At 67.8% G+C, this 15048-nt stretch carries 12 protein-coding genes; 5 read left to right on the forward strand and 7 right to left on the reverse strand.

The features are described from left to right. Positions 1-10: 10 nt before the first annotated feature. Positions 11-1111: a hypothetical protein gene (locus tag DFO45_RS17695; protein WP_208299821.1), complete on the reverse strand. Its 1101-nt coding sequence runs from the start codon at positions 1109-1111 to the stop codon at positions 11-13. Between the two features lie 192 nt (positions 1112-1303). Between DFO45_RS17695 and DFO45_RS17700 the strand changes: the two genes are divergently transcribed. The 3 genes from DFO45_RS17700 (at position 1304) to DFO45_RS17710 (ending at position 6075) form a co-directional block, all read left to right on the forward strand. Further along, complete coding sequence (locus DFO45_RS17700; protein WP_133865909.1) at positions 1304-3088, forward strand: glucan ABC transporter ATP-binding protein/ permease; 1785 nt, start codon at positions 1304-1306, stop codon at positions 3086-3088. A 344-nt stretch (positions 3089-3432) separates the two neighbouring features. Next, positions 3433-4875 carry a D-alanyl-D-alanine carboxypeptidase family protein gene (locus tag DFO45_RS17705; protein ID WP_245518161.1) on the forward strand — a complete coding sequence of 481 codons (1443 nt, stop codon included), beginning with the start codon at positions 3433-3435 and terminating at the stop codon, positions 4873-4875. 21 nt (positions 4876-4896) lie between these two features. Then, a complete protein-coding gene (locus tag DFO45_RS17710) occupies positions 4897-6075 on the forward strand; it encodes a GTP-binding protein (protein WP_133865911.1) in 1179 nt (392 codons plus the stop codon). Positions 6076-6079: 4 nt separating this feature from the next. Here DFO45_RS17710 and DFO45_RS17715 read toward each other — a convergent pair whose 3' ends face one another. Both DFO45_RS17715 and DFO45_RS17720 read right to left on the reverse strand, forming a co-directional pair. Next, positions 6080-7219, reverse strand: coding sequence for a calcium-binding protein (locus DFO45_RS17715; RefSeq protein ID WP_133865912.1), 1140 nt, complete (start codon positions 7217-7219; stop codon positions 6080-6082). Between the two features lie 105 nt (positions 7220-7324). After that, a complete protein-coding gene (locus DFO45_RS17720; protein ID WP_133865913.1) occupies positions 7325-8542 on the reverse strand; it encodes a TIGR03862 family flavoprotein in 1218 nt (405 codons plus the stop codon). Between the two features lie 131 nt (positions 8543-8673). Here DFO45_RS17720 and DFO45_RS17725 point away from each other — a divergent pair, with 131 nt between their 5' ends. Then, on the forward strand, positions 8674-9753 hold the full coding sequence (locus DFO45_RS17725) for a GGDEF domain-containing protein (protein ID WP_133865914.1): 1080 nt from the start codon (positions 8674-8676) through the stop codon (positions 9751-9753). 5 nt (positions 9754-9758) lie between these two features. Here DFO45_RS17725 and ccrA read toward each other — a convergent pair whose 3' ends face one another. The 4 genes from ccrA to DFO45_RS17745 form a co-directional block, all read right to left on the reverse strand. Continuing rightward, on the reverse strand, positions 9759-11048 hold the full coding sequence (gene ccrA, locus DFO45_RS17730) for a crotonyl-CoA carboxylase/reductase (protein WP_133865915.1): 1290 nt from the start codon (positions 11046-11048) through the stop codon (positions 9759-9761). Positions 11049-11432: 384 nt separating this feature from the next. After that, positions 11433-12638 (reverse strand): 3-oxoadipyl-CoA thiolase, encoded by a 1206-nt coding sequence (pcaF, locus tag DFO45_RS17735; protein WP_133865916.1) that lies wholly within the window; start codon positions 12636-12638, stop codon positions 11433-11435. An 11-nt stretch (positions 12639-12649) separates the two neighbouring features. Further along, the gene (locus DFO45_RS17740; protein WP_012169526.1) at positions 12650-13339 is read right to left on the reverse strand and encodes a 3-oxoacid CoA-transferase subunit B; all 690 of its coding nucleotides are present in this window, start codon (positions 13337-13339) and stop codon (positions 12650-12652) included. After that, the gene (locus DFO45_RS17745; protein ID WP_012169525.1) at positions 13332-14042 is read right to left on the reverse strand and encodes a 3-oxoacid CoA-transferase subunit A; all 711 of its coding nucleotides are present in this window, start codon (positions 14040-14042) and stop codon (positions 13332-13334) included. The genes DFO45_RS17740 and DFO45_RS17745 overlap by 8 nt, the downstream gene beginning before the upstream one ends. A 141-nt stretch (positions 14043-14183) precedes the next feature. On the opposite strand from DFO45_RS17745, the gene DFO45_RS17750 reads away from it, so the two are divergent. Further along, complete coding sequence (locus DFO45_RS17750; protein WP_012169524.1) at positions 14184-14939, forward strand: IclR family transcriptional regulator; 756 nt, start codon at positions 14184-14186, stop codon at positions 14937-14939. Positions 14940-15048: the final 109 nt, after the last annotated feature.

The following is a 15048-nucleotide window of genomic DNA, read 5'->3' on the forward strand; positions in this document are numbered from 1 at the left end:
GCCCTGCCCCTCAGGCCGTGAAGCGCCGACCTAGCAGCCGGCCCAGCCGGGCCTGGATCGCGGCCTCGTGCCTCTGCCACCAAATGCCGAGGCCGACGATGCCGAGGCCGATGAGGCTGAGGGCGAAGGGGAAGAGCAGGCTGTCCTCGAAAAGCTGGAAGGCCAGATAGCCGAGATAGGTGGCAACACCGATGGCGCCGAGCACCGTGAAGATGCGGCGGCCGATGATGGCGCCGAACAGCACGAGGCCGGCGTTCAGCAGCGCATAGACGAACTTGGCGAGTTCGCTGTCGGAATGGCTTGCTGTCACGCCGCCCCAGGCCGCCAGGGCGCCAAAGAGATAGAGCCAGCCAGCAAAGTCGGCCGTGTGGCGGTGGCGGCGATAGAGATCGAGCGCCCCGGCGACCAGACACATGGCGATGCCGAAGACGATGGAGACCCGCCGGGCGTGGTCGAAATCCCATGGGTCGCTCTCCCCCACCGGCCAGCGGGAGAGGTCCATACTCATGTACCAGAGCGTCACGGCGAGCGGCATCACCAGGAAGGGCAGGCGCATGCGCCAGAGGGCGAGCGCCCCCACCAGCAGCGTCGCCAGTTCCAGCGTCAGCCAGCGGCCGTCGATCCATTGATGATACTGGCTGTAGCGCTCGCCGGAAATGCCGCCGGAGAGTTCCGGCCACAAGCCCAGCGCATGCTGCGCGGACCATGTGGCGAGCGGCACGAGACACACCGCCAGCGCGCCGAGAAGCCCGGCGGGAATGACATAGCCGTACGCGCGGAGCACCTCCGCCGCCGTCCAGACGGCGCCAGCATAGACCAGCGCCAGGGCACAGATGCCCCAGGGGCCGAGCGCATCCCACGCCAGCGTCATGAACAGGCTCATGGCGGAGATCGCGATCAGGCCGCCGAAATAATAGAGCGTGTGCCCGAAGCTGAAGCGGGCCGCCGCGGGGACGGCGGCGCCAGAAGGCGCGGCCCCGGCGAGGAAATCCCAGAGCGCGCGGGCCTGCGCTCGCTCCAGAATGCCCATGTCCACCGCCCGCTGGAGATCCCCCATGCCGATGTCGACGCGCGGGGCGGAAGCGGCATCTTGGGGCAGCGGCTCGGTCATGATCTCTCCCGTTTCTTCTTCGCTTTGTGGGACACAAGAGGGATGGCTTCAAGGCAAGGCGGCGTAGATGCCGGCGCGGGCGGTAGCTTGCTATGGAACGAGATGGCCTTGCCTTCGTCCCGCGCCTCGGGCTTTCTCGACGGAAGCATCCGGCAACCGCCGGCCTGACTGATCCGATCCGGAACGCCGGCCATGTCCCTGTTGCGTATCTATGCCCGCGCCCTGTCTCTCCTCGGCCCGCTCGCGCGGGTGGGCGGGTTCCTGGCCATCGGCAATCTCGCCCTTGCGCTGGCGCAGTTCGCCGAGCCCATACTGTTCGGCTGGATCATCGACGCTCTGGCGGGCGGGCAATCCCGCGGGCAATTGCCGAGCTATGACACGCTCACTCCGTTGCTCGGCGGCTGGGTCGCCTTCGGCCTGTTCAACATCATCGCCGGCGTGCTGGTCTCGCTCCATGCGGACCGGCTCGCCCACCGGCGGCGGCTCGGCGTGCTCACCGAATATTTCGAGCACGTGCTCCAGCTCCCCCTCTCCTTCCATGGCGAGACCCATTCCGGGCGCCTCCTGAAGATCATGCTCCAGGGCACGGATACGCTCTGGGGCATGTGGCTCTCCTTCTTCCGCGAGGATTGCGCGGCCATCGTCTCGCTCATCGTGCTGCTGCCGGTGGGCATCTGGATCAACTGGCGGCTCGGCCTCGTGCTGGTGGTGCTCATCATCGTCTTCGGCATCACCACCGCCTTCGTGCTGCGCAAGACGGAAGCCTTGCAGCGGCAGGTGGAAGGCCACCACGCCAATCTCGCCGAGCACGCCTCGGACGCTTTGGGCAATGTGGCACTCGTGCAGAGCTACACCCGCATCGAGGCCGAGGTGCGGGGCCTCCGCGACACCGCCAGCCAGGTGCTGGCGGCGCAGATCCCGGTGCTGTCCTGGTGGGCGCTGGTTTCCATGGCCACCAAGGCGGCCACCACGCTCACCATCCTCGCAATCCTGCTCATCGGCACGTGGCTCTATCTCGATGGCCTCGCCGCCATCGGCGACATCGTCACCTATGTAGGCTTCGCCACCATGCTCATCGGGCGGCTCGACCATACGGTGAGCTTCGTCAACCGGCTGGTCATGTCGGCCCCGGGCCTCGCACAGTTCTTCGATGTGCTGGATACGGTCGGGCAGGTGCGGGACAAGCCCGGCGCCACCGAGCTTGCCGGGGTGAAGGGTGACGTGCGGTTCGAGAACGTCTCCTTCTCCTACGACGGCAAGCGCAGCGCGCTCGCGGACGTGGATTTCGAGGCGAAGCCCGGCGAGACCATTGCGCTGGTCGGCAGCACCGGCGCCGGCAAGTCCACGGCCCTCACCCTGCTGCACCGGGTGTTCGATCCCCAGTCCGGCCGCGTGCTCATCGACGGCACGGACATCAAGGACGTGACCCTGGCCTCGCTGCGGCGACAGATCGGCGTGGTGTTCCAGGAGGCTATGCTCTTCAATCGCACCATCGAGGACAATCTGCGGGTCGGGAAGCCCGACGCAACGGAGGCGGACTTGCGCCTCGCGCTGGAGCGGGCGCAGGCGTGGGAACTGGTGGAACGCAATCCCATGGGACTTCAGGCCCGCGTGGGCGAGCGCGGCCGGGCGCTCTCCGGCGGCGAGCGCCAGCGTCTCTCGATCGCCCGCGCGCTCCTGAAAGACCCGCCCATACTGATTCTCGACGAGGCGACGAGCGCCCTCGATGCCGCGACCGAGGTGAAGGTGCAGGCGGCGCTGGACGAGGTGATGAAGGGCCGCACCACCTTCGTCATCGCCCATCGCCTCGCCACCGTGCGCAATGCGGACCGCATCCTCGTCTTCGAACACGGACGCATTGTGGAGGCGGGCACGTTCGATGAGCTGGTGGCGCTCGGCGGGCGTTTCGCCGGTCTCGCCCGCGCCCAGTTCCTCGCCCCGCCCGAGCCCGGCGGCAAGCCGCTGGTGGAGACCTGAGGACGGGCAATCTTCCATCCCGGAAGCAATCCACGCTTTCTGGAATCGAATGCGGCGCCTTCAGCCCCGCTGATGCCGCATTCCCCCGGCGCTGTGGGGCAAGAGGTCCCTCCCCGGCCGGCGCCTTTCCCCCGCAGGGAAAAAGCGCTAAGGATCAGGCTTGGATCGGACGCGGTCTGCCGTGCAGGCGGTGCGCCTGCGTCGGATCCCAGTGTCGCCGGGGGGCGCCTCACCCATTGGCTTGGGCAGATCGGACCGTCCCGCGTCGCTGCCTGTGCCGCGTTCAGATGCGCGCGGAGCACCGCTGGCCCTCTTGCCGGCGGCGTGCGCAGAGGGAGCCAGCAGTGCCGGACCTGTTCCGCCTTTCCGCACGCCTTCGGGCCGCCGTCTCACCCGCCCGTGGCGCGCTGGTGCGCCTCCTGTCCGCGACCGCGCTGCTCTGCGCCGCCGGGGCGAGCGTGAATGCCGCCCCCGTCCTGCTGGTGGAAGCCGATACCGGCCGCGTGCTGGAGCAGCAGGATGCCGGCAAGCCCTGGTATCCGGCCTCCGTCACCAAGCTGATGACCGTCTATGTGGCGCTGAACGCGGTGAAGGAAGGGCGCATCAGCTTCGACAGCCTTTTGACCGTCTCTCCGCTCGCCGCCTCGCAGCAGCCGAGCAAGATGGGCTTCAAGCCGGGCACCCAGCTCACGCTGGAGAATGCCCTGCGCATGCTCATGGTGAAGTCGGCCAACGACATGGCCGTGGTCATCGCCGAGGGCGTGGGCGGCTCCATGCCCGCCTTCGTCGAGGAGATGAACGACACCGCCGAGCGGCTCGGCATGGCGGGCACGCACTACAACAATCCCAACGGCCTGCCCGATCCGGGCCAGATCACCACGGCCCGCGACCTCGCCGTACTGGCGCGCGCGCTGATCTACCATTTCCCGGAGCAGGAAACGCTGTTCCGCATTCCGGCCATGCGCCTCGGCAAGGTGGTGTATCGCAACTACAACCGCCTCATCGACCGCTACCCGGGCGCGGACGGCATGAAGACCGGCTTCATCTGCTCGGCCGGCTTCAATCTGGTCGCCACCGCCACCCGCGGCAACAAGCGCCTCATCGCCGTCATCCTCGGCGCGCCCTCGGCGGTCGCCCGCACGGAGCAGGCGGCCATGCTGCTGGAGAAGGGCTTCCAGCCCTCCTGGTCCATCTTCGCCTCGGCCGCCCCCACCCTGAACTCCATTCAGGACACCGGCGGCGAGCCCACCGACATGAAGCCCTACATCTGCGGCGGCAAGCGCAAGGAGCTGGCCTCGGAAAACGAGGACGACGCCATATTCGGCGCCAGCGGCACCGCCACCTCCTATGCGACGCAGGCGGCGGCCGCAGCCGGCTTCTCGGGCAAGAATCCGGGCGCGGCCCTGTTGCAGAACCTGCCGCCCTCCATGCCGCCGGTGGATGTCTTCATCGGCCCGAAGAATGCCCCCCTGCCGCCGGAAAGCGCCTTCCCCGCCGAGGAGAAGAAGCCCACGGCCGCCAAGCCTGGCGACAAGAAGGCCCACGGCACGGCGACCGCCAGCACCGGCACCCCGCCGAAGCCGCAGGGCAATGCCGCCGCCGCCCGGCCCAACGCCACCCTTTCCAATTCGGAGAAGATGGGCCTCAAGCCGCAGCCCGCCCCGGCGCCCAAGCCGGCCCAGAAGCCTGCGCAGGCGAGCGCCGACAAGCCGAAGTCCAAGACGCAAGGCAACACGCAGGGCAAGGGGCAGGATGACAGCGCCCCGGCGCAGAAGCCCGGCGGCTGACGCCCATTCGAGAGACAGATCGTGAGCCCTTTCGAGACGCCGGACGCCGGCACGGCCCCGGACCGGCCCGCCCGTCGCGTTCCGCCCGAGCCCATTCCCGTCACCGTGCTCACGGGCTTTCTCGGCGCGGGCAAGACGACGCTCCTCAACCGTGTCCTCGCCGACCCGGCGCTGGCCGACACCGCCGTCCTCATCAATGAGTTCGGCGAGATCGGCCTCGACCATCTGTTCGTGCGCGAGGTGGACGAGGGCGTGGTGCTGCTGGCCAGCGGCTGCGTCTGCTGCACCGTGCGCGGCGACCTTGTGGCGGCGCTGGAAGACCTCTTGCGTGGGCGCGACAACAACCGTCTGCCGCCCTTCTCCCGCGTGCTCATCGAGACCACGGGCCTCGCGGACCCGGCGCCCATCCTCCACACGCTGATGACCCACCCCTATCTGCTGATGCGCTATCGGCTGGACGGGGTGGTGACGGTGGTGGACGCCATCAATGGCGGCGCGACCCTCGACGCGCAGCCCGAAGCGGTGAAGCAGGCAGCCGTCTCCGATCGCATCGTCCTCACCAAGACGGACCTCGCACAGACGGACGCGGAGAAAACCGCCGTGGCCGACCTGCGGCGGCGCCTCGCGACGCTCGCCCCGGCGGCGCCGGTTCTGGATGCGGCGGCGGGGGAAGCGACCGCCGAGCGCATCCTCAAGGCGGGTCTCTACGATCCGGCCCGCAAGATCCCCGACGTGGCCCGCTGGCTGGCTGAGGAGCAGATCGCCGCCAATCGCGAGGCGGCCGAGGGGCCGGCGGTAGTCACCGATCCCAACCGGCACGACGACCGCATCAAGGCCTTTTCGCTCGCCACCGATGCCGCCATTCCCGCCTCGACGCTGGACCTGTTCCTGGAGCTGCTGCGGGCCACCCACGGCGGCAGCGTGCTGCGTATGAAAGGCATCGTGAAGCTGGCGGACGATCCCTCCGCCCCGGTGGTGCTGCACGGCGTCCAGCATGTGATGCATCCGCCGAGCCGCCTTGCCGCATGGCCCGATGACGACCACCGCACGCGCCTTGTCATGATCGTCCGCGATCTCGACCCCATGGTGATCCAGCGCCTGTTCGAGGCCTTCCTTGGTGTACCCTCGGTGGACACGCCGGACCGGGCGGCGATGACGGACAACCCCCTCGCCCCGCCCGGGCTCTCTGGCATGCGCTGACCGCTCAGCCGATGCCGTGATCTTGCAGGGAGAGATTGTCGGCCGTGAGGTCCGCCACATGCACACCCTGCAGGATGATGCCGATTGGCCAGTGCAGGTCGCCGGCGAGGTCGATATAGACGCCCTGCGCCGTATCGGTGGCGTGGGCCAGAAGATCGTCGAACGAGTGGATGTGCGACACGTCCTGCCGCAGCAGGGACAGTTCCAGCTTGTCGCCGCCATCTCCGGCTTGAAAGTCGATGATGCGGTCGCGGCTGGAATTCAGGTCGTCATAGACGAAGGTGTCCGACCCCTTGCCGCCGACGAGGAAGTCGTTGCCCCAGCCGCCTTCCAGCCGGTCGTCGCCATCGCCGCCGCGCAGGGAATCGTGGCCGACACCGCCGATGAGCACGTCGCCTCCGGCGCCGCCGCGCAGATAATCGCGGCCCGCCCCGCCATCGAGCACATCATCGCCCGCGCCGCCGAACACCGTGTCTGTGGCCGCCGTGCCGGTGACGGTCACCGCCTCGAAATTGGTGAAGGTGGCGCCAAGGCTGGTGGTACCGTTGTCGAAGACGAAAGTGGCGCCGGTGGTCGATCCCTCCGTGCCGAGATTCAACACCAGACGGTCGAAGCCGTCGCCGCCATCCGCCGTCGCCGCATTGGCGCCGATCAGGACCGTATCGTCGCCGCCACCGGCCAGGATCACGTCGCCCGCGATGGCGGATGCGCCGGCATCGATGACGTTGGCACCTGAATTTCCGAGGAGCGTATCGGCGGCGCTGGTGCCGATGATGTTCTCGATGCTGAAATAGAGATCGCCCTCGGCCTCGCCGCCGCTGCCTTCGCCGGCTGAGAGGTCGACAGTTACGCCCACCTGCGCGGCGCCGCCACTGGCGGAATAGTCCACCGTGTCGATGCCGGTGCCACCGATGAGCAGGTCGGCGCCGGCGCCGCCGTTCAGGACATCGTTGCCCTCACCGCCGATCAGCGTGTCGTTGCCGCCGGCGCCGTAAAGCCAGTCGTCGCCGCGCGCGCCTTCCAGATGGTCGGCCAGGTTCTGGCCGTGGAGGACGTCGTCCCCACCGAGGCCGAGAAGAAGATTCTTCGATCCGACAACGCCCCAGAGGATATCGCGATCTTCACTTCCGATGATGTCCGGCATGATCCCACTCCCGCCAGCGTGGCAGTGGCATCATGTCGATTTCGGCGTTTGCGTCGAATATTTTAATATTCGTTCTTTTTTCAGCGGAAATGCGCGCGATTTGCTTCAATCCGACTTCAAGCGCGCCTTCACGCCTTCGGCCGCCGCCACCGCAGTGGAGAAGCAGGCCTGAAGGAGATACCCGCCGGTGGGCGCCTCCCAGTCCAGCATCTCGCCGCAGACGAACACGTCCGGACGCGCCTTCAGCGCATAATCCGGCCCCACCTCATCCCACGCGAGCCCGCCGGCGCTGGAAATCGCCCGCTCCAGCCCGCACACGCCCGTCACCGTCAAAGGCAGCGCCTTGATGCGGCGGGCCAGCGCCGCTGCTTCGGCTGGACGCGCGTTCATTCCCTCGCGCAGCAATGCGATCTGCACCGGCGCGAGCCCCGCCGCCTTGCGCAGGCGCTCGGAGAAGGACAGGCGCGCAGGAGCCGCCGCGAGGCGCTGGGCGAGAACGTCGAGGGAGAGATCCGGCCTCAGGTCCATGACGAGGTTCGCCCGCCCCTGCCGCTCCACAGCCTCGCGGATCTGCCGAGACAGCGCATAGATGGCACCGCCCTCAAGGCCCTGCTGCGTGACGACCGCTTCCCCGCGCACATGGTCTTCGCCGCAGGCGAGCGCGACGCGCTTCAAGGGCGTTCCCGCGAAGCGCGGTACCAGATGCGCACTCCAGTTCAGGAGCACGCCCATGTTAGCGGGCGCGAAGAGCGCCACCTGAAGTCCTGCCCCTTCCAGCGCCGCCCGCCAGCCGCCATCGGCGCCGAGCCGGGGCCAGGAAGCCCCGCCGAGCGCGAGCACAGTGGCGTCGACGCGCACCGCCCGCGGCCCTTCCGGCGTCTCGAAGGTGAGCGCGCCGTCCGCATCCCAGCCGGTCCAATGGTGGCGGGCCGACAACGTCACGCCCGCCGCGGCGAGGTGCCGCAACCAGGCCCGCAGCATGGGCGAAGCCTTGAAGCTCTTTGGGAAAACCCGGCCGCTCGACCCGACGAAGGTCTCTTCCCCAAGGCCCTCCGCAAAGGCGCGCAGCGCATCCGGCGGAAAGGCGCGGATGGCCGGCGCCAGGCGCCCGGCCGCGGAGCCATAGCGCGCGAGGAAGCGCTCCAGCGGCTCGCTGTGGGTGAGATTGAGGCCGCCGCGTCCGGCCATCAGGAACTTGCGGGCGGGGCTCGGCATGCGGTCGAACAGCTCGACCGAAACGCCCGCCTGCGCCAAGCACGAGGCGGCCATGAGACCTGCGGGACCGGCGCCGATCACCGCCACCTTTGACACGCGCGACTGCATGCGCCGCTTGTGCCGCCGAACGCCGCCCCTGTCCACCCGGCGCACGTTCCTGCTTACCGCTTTTCGTGGACCTTGCGGCAAAAGTCTGCCATGTGGCGCTTTTGATATCGCCCGGCGGGGGGCGTAGGGACATGATCGTAAGCAGGCTCGACGAGTATCGAAGGCGCATCTGCCGCGTCCTCGTGGCCATGGCCAGTCTGTGCGTGGTCGGCCTGTGGGTGTTCGAGACCGAAACCCAGGTCATCACGGAACTCGACCGGATCGCCTACCCGCTCCTGCTCGCCGCCTTCGTCGTCAGCCTGTTCCTCATGCTGGCGCTGCCGCGCTGGCACCGGATGGCGGAGTGGATCGCCTATCTGAGCTTCACGACCTATTGCCTGGTCGGCGTCGCCGCCTTCGGCCATCTGGCGGAGCAGACCCGCCTCTATACCATCGCCAATACGCTGCAATGGATGCCCATGCTCTATGTGGCGTCCTTCATCCTCCTGCAGCGGCGGGATGCGGTCATTGCGGCGGCCCTCGTGTTCCTGAGCATGAGCATTCCCATCGTTGTGGAATTCTCAGCTTCCGATTCCTACCTGAAGGACCGGGTGCTCGGATCGCTGGTGATCAATGCGTATCTCGTCCACCTCGTGATCCTGGTGTCCCTGTCGCTGTTCGTGATGACGAGCCTCGCCTTCGAGCAGGCCCGCGCCAAGGCCAAGGCGCTGGAGACGATGGCCTCCACCGATTCCCTCACCGGCACCATGAACCGCCGCGGCCTCGAGCAGATCCTGCGGCACGTGGCGGGGGGATCGTCGGGTGAGATCGGGCTCATCCTGATCGACATCGACAACTTCAAGCCGATCAACGACACCTATGGCCATCTCGCCGGGGATGCGGTGCTCCAGGCGGTCGCCAAGCGCCTGGCGGGCGTGGTGCGCGACAGCGATGTGGTGGGGCGCTGGGGCGGCGACGAATTCCTCATCATTACCCGCGATGCGCAGCTCACCGACGTGATCGCCATGGCCGACCGCGCGCGCCAGCACGTCGGCACGCATGTGCTGGCCGGAATGCGCGTGACCTTGAGCGCCGGCGTCGGCGTGTGGGATGGGCAAGGCCCATGGGCCGATGCCCTGCAACGGATCGACCGCGCGCTCTACAGCGCCAAGGCGGAAGGCCGGAACCGCACCACCGAAGCAGCCACGGCACCGAACCCGATCCCTGCCTGAGGCCGTCAGAGCGCCGGCGCGCCGGAGGCTTCCAGAACGTCCTCGAACGAGCGCAGACCGGCCCGCGGGGCGTTCACCAGCACCGACATGTTGCCGGGCGGGTGCTGGTTCTTCCACATCAGCGTGTGCGCCGCCGGGATCTTCGCCCAGGGAAACACCTCGGACATGCAGGGGTCGACCCGCCGGTCGATGATGAACTGGTTCGCGGAGGACGCCTGCTTCAGGTGCGCGAAGTGCGAGCCCTGGATGCGCTTCTGCCGCATCCACACATAGCGGGCATCGAAGGTGATGTTGAAGCCCGTGGTGCCGGCGCAGAACACCACCATGCCGCCACGCTTGGCGACGAGGCACGACACCGGGAAGGTCTGCTCGCCCGGATGCTCGAACACCATGTCGACATCGCGCTTGCCGGTGATGTCCCAGATCGCCTTGCCGAACTTGCGGGCTTCCTTCACCCACTCATTATATTCGGGCGAATTGACCTTGGGCATCTGGCCCCAGCACTTGAAATCCTTGCGGTTGACGACGCCGCGCGCACCGAGCTGGAGCACGTAGTCGCGCTTGGTCTCGTCCGAGATCACGCCGATCACGTGCGCGCCCGAGGCCGCCGCCAGTTGCACGCCGAACACACCGAGGCCGCCCGAGGCGCCCCAGACCAGCACGAACTGGCCGGGCTTGATGTCATGGGGCGCGTGGCCGAACAGCATGCGATAGGCGGTGGCGAGGGTCAGCGTGTAGCAGGCGCATTCTTCCCACGTGAGATGCTTGGGGCGCGGCATGAGCTGGCGCGCCTGCACGCGGCAGAACTGAGCGAAGGAGCCATCCGGCGTCTCATAGCCCCAGATGCGCTGGGAGGGGGAGAACATCGGGTCGCCGCCGTTGCACTCCTCGTCGTCGCCGTCGTCCTGATTGCAGTGCACGACCACCTCGTCGCCCACCTTCCAGCGGGTGACCTTGGAGCCCACCGCCCAGACGATGCCGGAGGCATCGGAGCCGGCGATATGATACGGCTGCTTGTGCACGTCGAAGGGGGAGATCGGCTGGCCGAGGCCCGCCCAGATGCCGTTGTAATTCACGCCGGCCGCCATCACGAGCACCAGCACATCCGCCTCGCCCAGTTCCCAGGTGGGCACCACCTCGATCTGGAAGGAGTCCTCCGGCGGGCCGTGCCGCTCCCGGCGGATGGTCCAGGCGTACATTTGCCTGGGAACGTGCCCAAGCGGCGGAATTTCGCCGATCTCATAGAGATCCTTCAGCGGCGCTTCGGAGCTCGGCAAGGTGGCGGGCTGGCCCATGTCGCGATCCTCTCTCCATGCGGACCATTCGGTCTCGTTTCCGACGCAACCGGGCAGACCGCGGTTGCACATTTCTTATCTTCGCACCGCAGCGTAGCAGAGAAAATCGGGCTGGCGAGCCCTCTTTCGGATAAGAAAGCCGGCGGAAACTGGCAGGCCGGCGCGGATCACGTCACGAATATTGACCTTTCCAGATGTCGCACCCTCAAAGCCTCAGGCCCCATAGATGAAGGGGCCCGTGCGGGTCGTCGCTGTTTTGGATGCGATGCAATGCAGTTTCACCGCCGGGCGTTTGGCCGCAGTCGTGCTGAGGGACGCGCCAAAGAAAAAGGGCGCCGGCAGGCCCGAGCCCACCGACGCCCCGAACCCCCTTTTCGAGAGCGGTCAGACGCGCTCCAGCGCCACCGCGATGCCCTGGCCGACGCCGATGCACATGGTGGCCAGCGCCCGGCGGCCGCCGCCCACGGCGAGTTCCAGTGCCGCCGTGCCGGCGATGCGGGCGCCGGACATGCCGAGCGGATGGCCGAGAGCGATGGCGCCGCCGTTGCGGTTCACACGCGCATCGTCATCCGCAATGCCCAGCAGGCGCAGCGTGGCGAGGCCCTGAGAGGCGAAGGCCTCGTTCAGTTCGATCACGTCGAACTGGTCCTGCGTGAGACCGAGGCGGGCCATGAGTTTCTGGCTGGCCGGCGCCGGGCCGATGCCCATGACGCGCGGCGGCACGCCGGCCACCGCGCCGCCGAGCACGCGGGCGATGGGCGTCAGGCCATGGGCCTTGGCCGCCGCTTCCGAGGCGATGATGAGCGCCGCGGCGCCATCATTCACGCCCGAGGCATTGCCCGCGGTGACGGTCGCTCCCGCCATGCGGTTCACAGGCTTGAGCTTGGCGAGCGCCTCAAGGCTGGTGGCGCGGGGATGCTCGTCGCGCTCCACCACGACCGGATCGCCCTTCTTCTGCGGCAGGGTCACGGGCGTGATTTCGCGCGTCAGCCGGCCATTGGCCTGAGCGGCCGAGGCCTTTTCCTGGCTGCGGACGGCGAAGGCGTCCTGATCCTCGCGGGAGACCTTGTAGTCGATGGCGACATTGTCGCCGGTCTCCGGCATGGAATCGACGCCATACATCTCCTTCATCAGCGGATTGACGAAGCGCCAGCCGATGGTGGTGTCGTAGATTTCCGCGCGGCGGGAGAAGGCCGCATCCGCCTTCGGCATCACGAAGGGCGCGCGGCTCATGCTCTCCACGCCGCCGGCGATGATGAGGTCCGCCTCGCCCGCCTTTATGGCGCGGGCAGCGGTCGCCACCGCATCCATGCCCGAGCCGCACAGGCGGTTCATGGTGGTGCCGCCGATGGAGAGCGGGAGCCCCGCCAGCAGCAGCGACATGCGGGCGACGTTGCGATTGTCCTCGCCGGCCTGGTTGGCGCAGCCGAAGATCACGTCGTCCACCTTCTCCCAGTCGAGGCCGGGATTGCGGGCAACAAGGGCCTTCAGCGGAATGGCCCCGAGATCGTCGGCCCGCACGGCGGACAGCGCGCCGCCGAAGCGGCCGATGGGGGTGCGGATATAGTCGCAGATATAAGCTTCGGTCATGGCATCCCCGCTCACAGCTCGGGCGCGACGAGATCGGCCACCGGGCCGTCGATGTGGAGGCGCGCGCCGGTCATCGCCTGAAGCTCTTCAAGGGAGAGCGTCGGGATCTTCTCGCGCAGGATGAAGCGGCCGCCGCGAATATCCACCACTGCATGGCTCGTATAGACGCGGGTGACGCAGGCAACGCCGGTCAACGGAAAGGCGCAGCTTTCCACGAGCTTGGGCTCGCCGGACTTGGTCTGGTGCTCGGTGATGACGAAGACCTGCTTCGCCCCATGTACCAGATCCATGGCACCGCCCACCGCCGGCACGCCCTTGCTGCCGACGCGCCAGTTGGCGAGGTCGCCATTCTGCGACACCTGATAGGCGCCGAGGATGGCCACATCCAGATGCCCGCCGCGCACCATGGCGAAGCTGTCCGCATGGTGGAAGAAGGCCGCACCCGGCCGCAGCGTCACCGCCTTCTTGCCGGCATTGATAAGGTCCCAGTCTTCCTGACCGGCCGGCGGCGGCGCGCCGAAATTGAGGATGCCGTTCTCGGTGTGGAAGATCACCTCGCGGCCCTCGACCGGATAATTGGCCACCATCTCGGGGAAGCCGATGCCGAGGTTCACATAGGCGCCATCGGCAATGTCCTGCGCCGCGCGCCAGGCGATCTGGGCGTTCGACAGCTTGCCGTCGTTCTGAAGGGTCTCAGTCATTGTAGGCCGCTCCCGCCCGGATGAGGTCCTCTTCCTGTCGCGCATCGGCGACCTCGACCACCCGGTCCACGAAGATGCCGGGTGTGATGACGTGCTCGGGATCGATGTCGCCCGGCGGCACGATGCGCGAGACCTGCACGATGGTCTTGGCCGCGGCCATGCACATCAGCGGGCTGAAGTTGCGGGCCGCCTTGTTGTAGGTGAGGTTGCCGTAGGGGTCGCCGAGATGGGCTTTCACGAGGGCGAAGTCCGCCTTCAGCCAGCGTTCCTGCACATAGGGCCGCCCGTCGAACTCGGCCACCGGCTTGCCCTCGGCGAGTTCGGTGCCATAGCTCGTCGGCGTGTAGAAGGCGGGAATGCCCGCACCGCCGGCGCGGATGCGCTCGGCGAGCGTGCCTTGCGGCACCAGTTCCAGCTCCAGTTCACCTGCCAGATAGCGCTCGTTGAAGGCGCTGGCATCCGCCGCACGCGGGAAGGAGCAGATCAGCTTGCGCACCATGCCGGCCGCGATCATCGCGGCGATGCCGATGCGCCCGTTGCCCGCATTGTTGTTGACCACGGTGAGGCCCTTCGGCCCCTTGTCGATGAGGGCGTGGATGAGCTCCACCGGCGCACCGGCGCCGCCGAAGCCGCCGATCATCACCGTGGCGCCGTCCCCGATCTCGGAAACCGCCGTGGCGAGATCCCCGACCGTCTTGTCCATGCAGGTCCTCCCGGAACTCACGGGCCGCGCCTGACCGGCACTCTGGCCCTGAGGAACGGATAGGCCCGGTCCCTATCGACAGCAAGGCATTTGTGCGATATTCGATTTTTGTTCAAATGTCGCACACCTCACGAGCACGCCATGAAGCAGACGGATTTCATCGGCGGTTTGGCCAAGGGGCTGAAGGTGATGGAGGCCTTCGGCTCCGGGCAGCCGGGCATGACCATCGCCCAGATGTCGGAAGCGACCGGCCTCGACCGGGCCACCGCCCGGCGCTGCCTGCTGACGCTCGTGGAACTGGGCTACGCCCGCACCGACGGCAAGCATTTCGAGCTCACCCCCAAGGTGCTGCGGCTCGGCACCGCCTATCTGTCTGCGACGCCCCTGCCGCAACTGCTCCAGCCGCATCTGGAAGCCCTGTCCAAGGACGTGGGGCAGAGCGCCTCGGCGAGCGTGCTGGAAGGCACGGAGATCGTTTACATCGCCCGCGCCTCCCAGCGACGGGTCATGTCCATCAACCTCATGCCCGGCTCACGCCTGCCGGCTTGGTGTGCCTCCATGGGCCGCGTGCTTCTGGCGGCACTGCCGCCGGACCAAGCCATCGCCCTGCTGGACCGTTCCGACATCCGCCCCCTTACGCCCCACACCAAGGTCGCGCGGAATGACCTGCTCGAGGAGCTCGCCCGCGTGCGGACGCAGGGCTATGCGATCATCGATCAGGAACTGGAACTCGGGCTGTGCTCCATCGCCGTTCCCCTGAAGGATTCTCGCGGCCGGACTGTCGCCGCGCTCAATATCGGCGCGCCCGCGGCGGCCGTCACGGTGAGCGACATGCCCTCCGATTATCTGCCCGCCATGTTGCGCGTGCAGGAGGAGTTGCGGGTGCTCCTGAGCTGAACCCGTCACCCAAAGACCCGGCTCCTGCGGCAATGCGGCACAGTACTCCGCGTCCCGCCTTCGACCCTGCCCTACGCCTAAAATCGGCATCGACGCCGCCTACGTTGCG

The sequence above is a fragment of the Azorhizobium sp. AG788 genome, assembly GCF_004364705.1.
Classification (GTDB): Bacteria; Pseudomonadota; Alphaproteobacteria; order Rhizobiales; family Xanthobacteraceae; genus Azorhizobium; species Azorhizobium caulinodans.

Coding starts and splice junctions, on each gene's coding strand:
- DFO45_RS17695 (WP_208299821.1), bottom strand. CDS start 1,111: ATGACCGAGCCGCTGCCCCAAGATGCCGCTTCCGCCCCGCGCGTCGAC.
- DFO45_RS17700 (WP_133865909.1), top strand. CDS start 1,304: ATGTCCCTGTTGCGTATCTATGCCCGCGCCCTGTCTCTCCTCGGCCCG.
- DFO45_RS17715 (WP_133865912.1), bottom strand. CDS start 7,219: ATGCCGGACATCATCGGAAGTGAAGATCGCGATATCCTCTGGGGCGTT.
- DFO45_RS17720 (WP_133865913.1), bottom strand. CDS start 8,542: ATGCAGTCGCGCGTGTCAAAGGTGGCGGTGATCGGCGCCGGTCCCGCA.
- DFO45_RS17725 (WP_133865914.1), top strand. CDS start 8,674: ATGATCGTAAGCAGGCTCGACGAGTATCGAAGGCGCATCTGCCGCGTC.
- ccrA (WP_133865915.1), bottom strand. CDS start 11,048: ATGGGCCAGCCCGCCACCTTGCCGAGCTCCGAAGCGCCGCTGAAGGAT.
- pcaF (WP_133865916.1), bottom strand. CDS start 12,638: ATGACCGAAGCTTATATCTGCGACTATATCCGCACCCCCATCGGCCGC.
- DFO45_RS17740 (WP_012169526.1), bottom strand. CDS start 13,339: ATGACTGAGACCCTTCAGAACGACGGCAAGCTGTCGAACGCCCAGATC.
- DFO45_RS17745 (WP_012169525.1), bottom strand. CDS start 14,042: ATGGACAAGACGGTCGGGGATCTCGCCACGGCGGTTTCCGAGATCGGG.
- DFO45_RS17750 (WP_012169524.1), top strand. CDS start 14,184: ATGAAGCAGACGGATTTCATCGGCGGTTTGGCCAAGGGGCTGAAGGTG.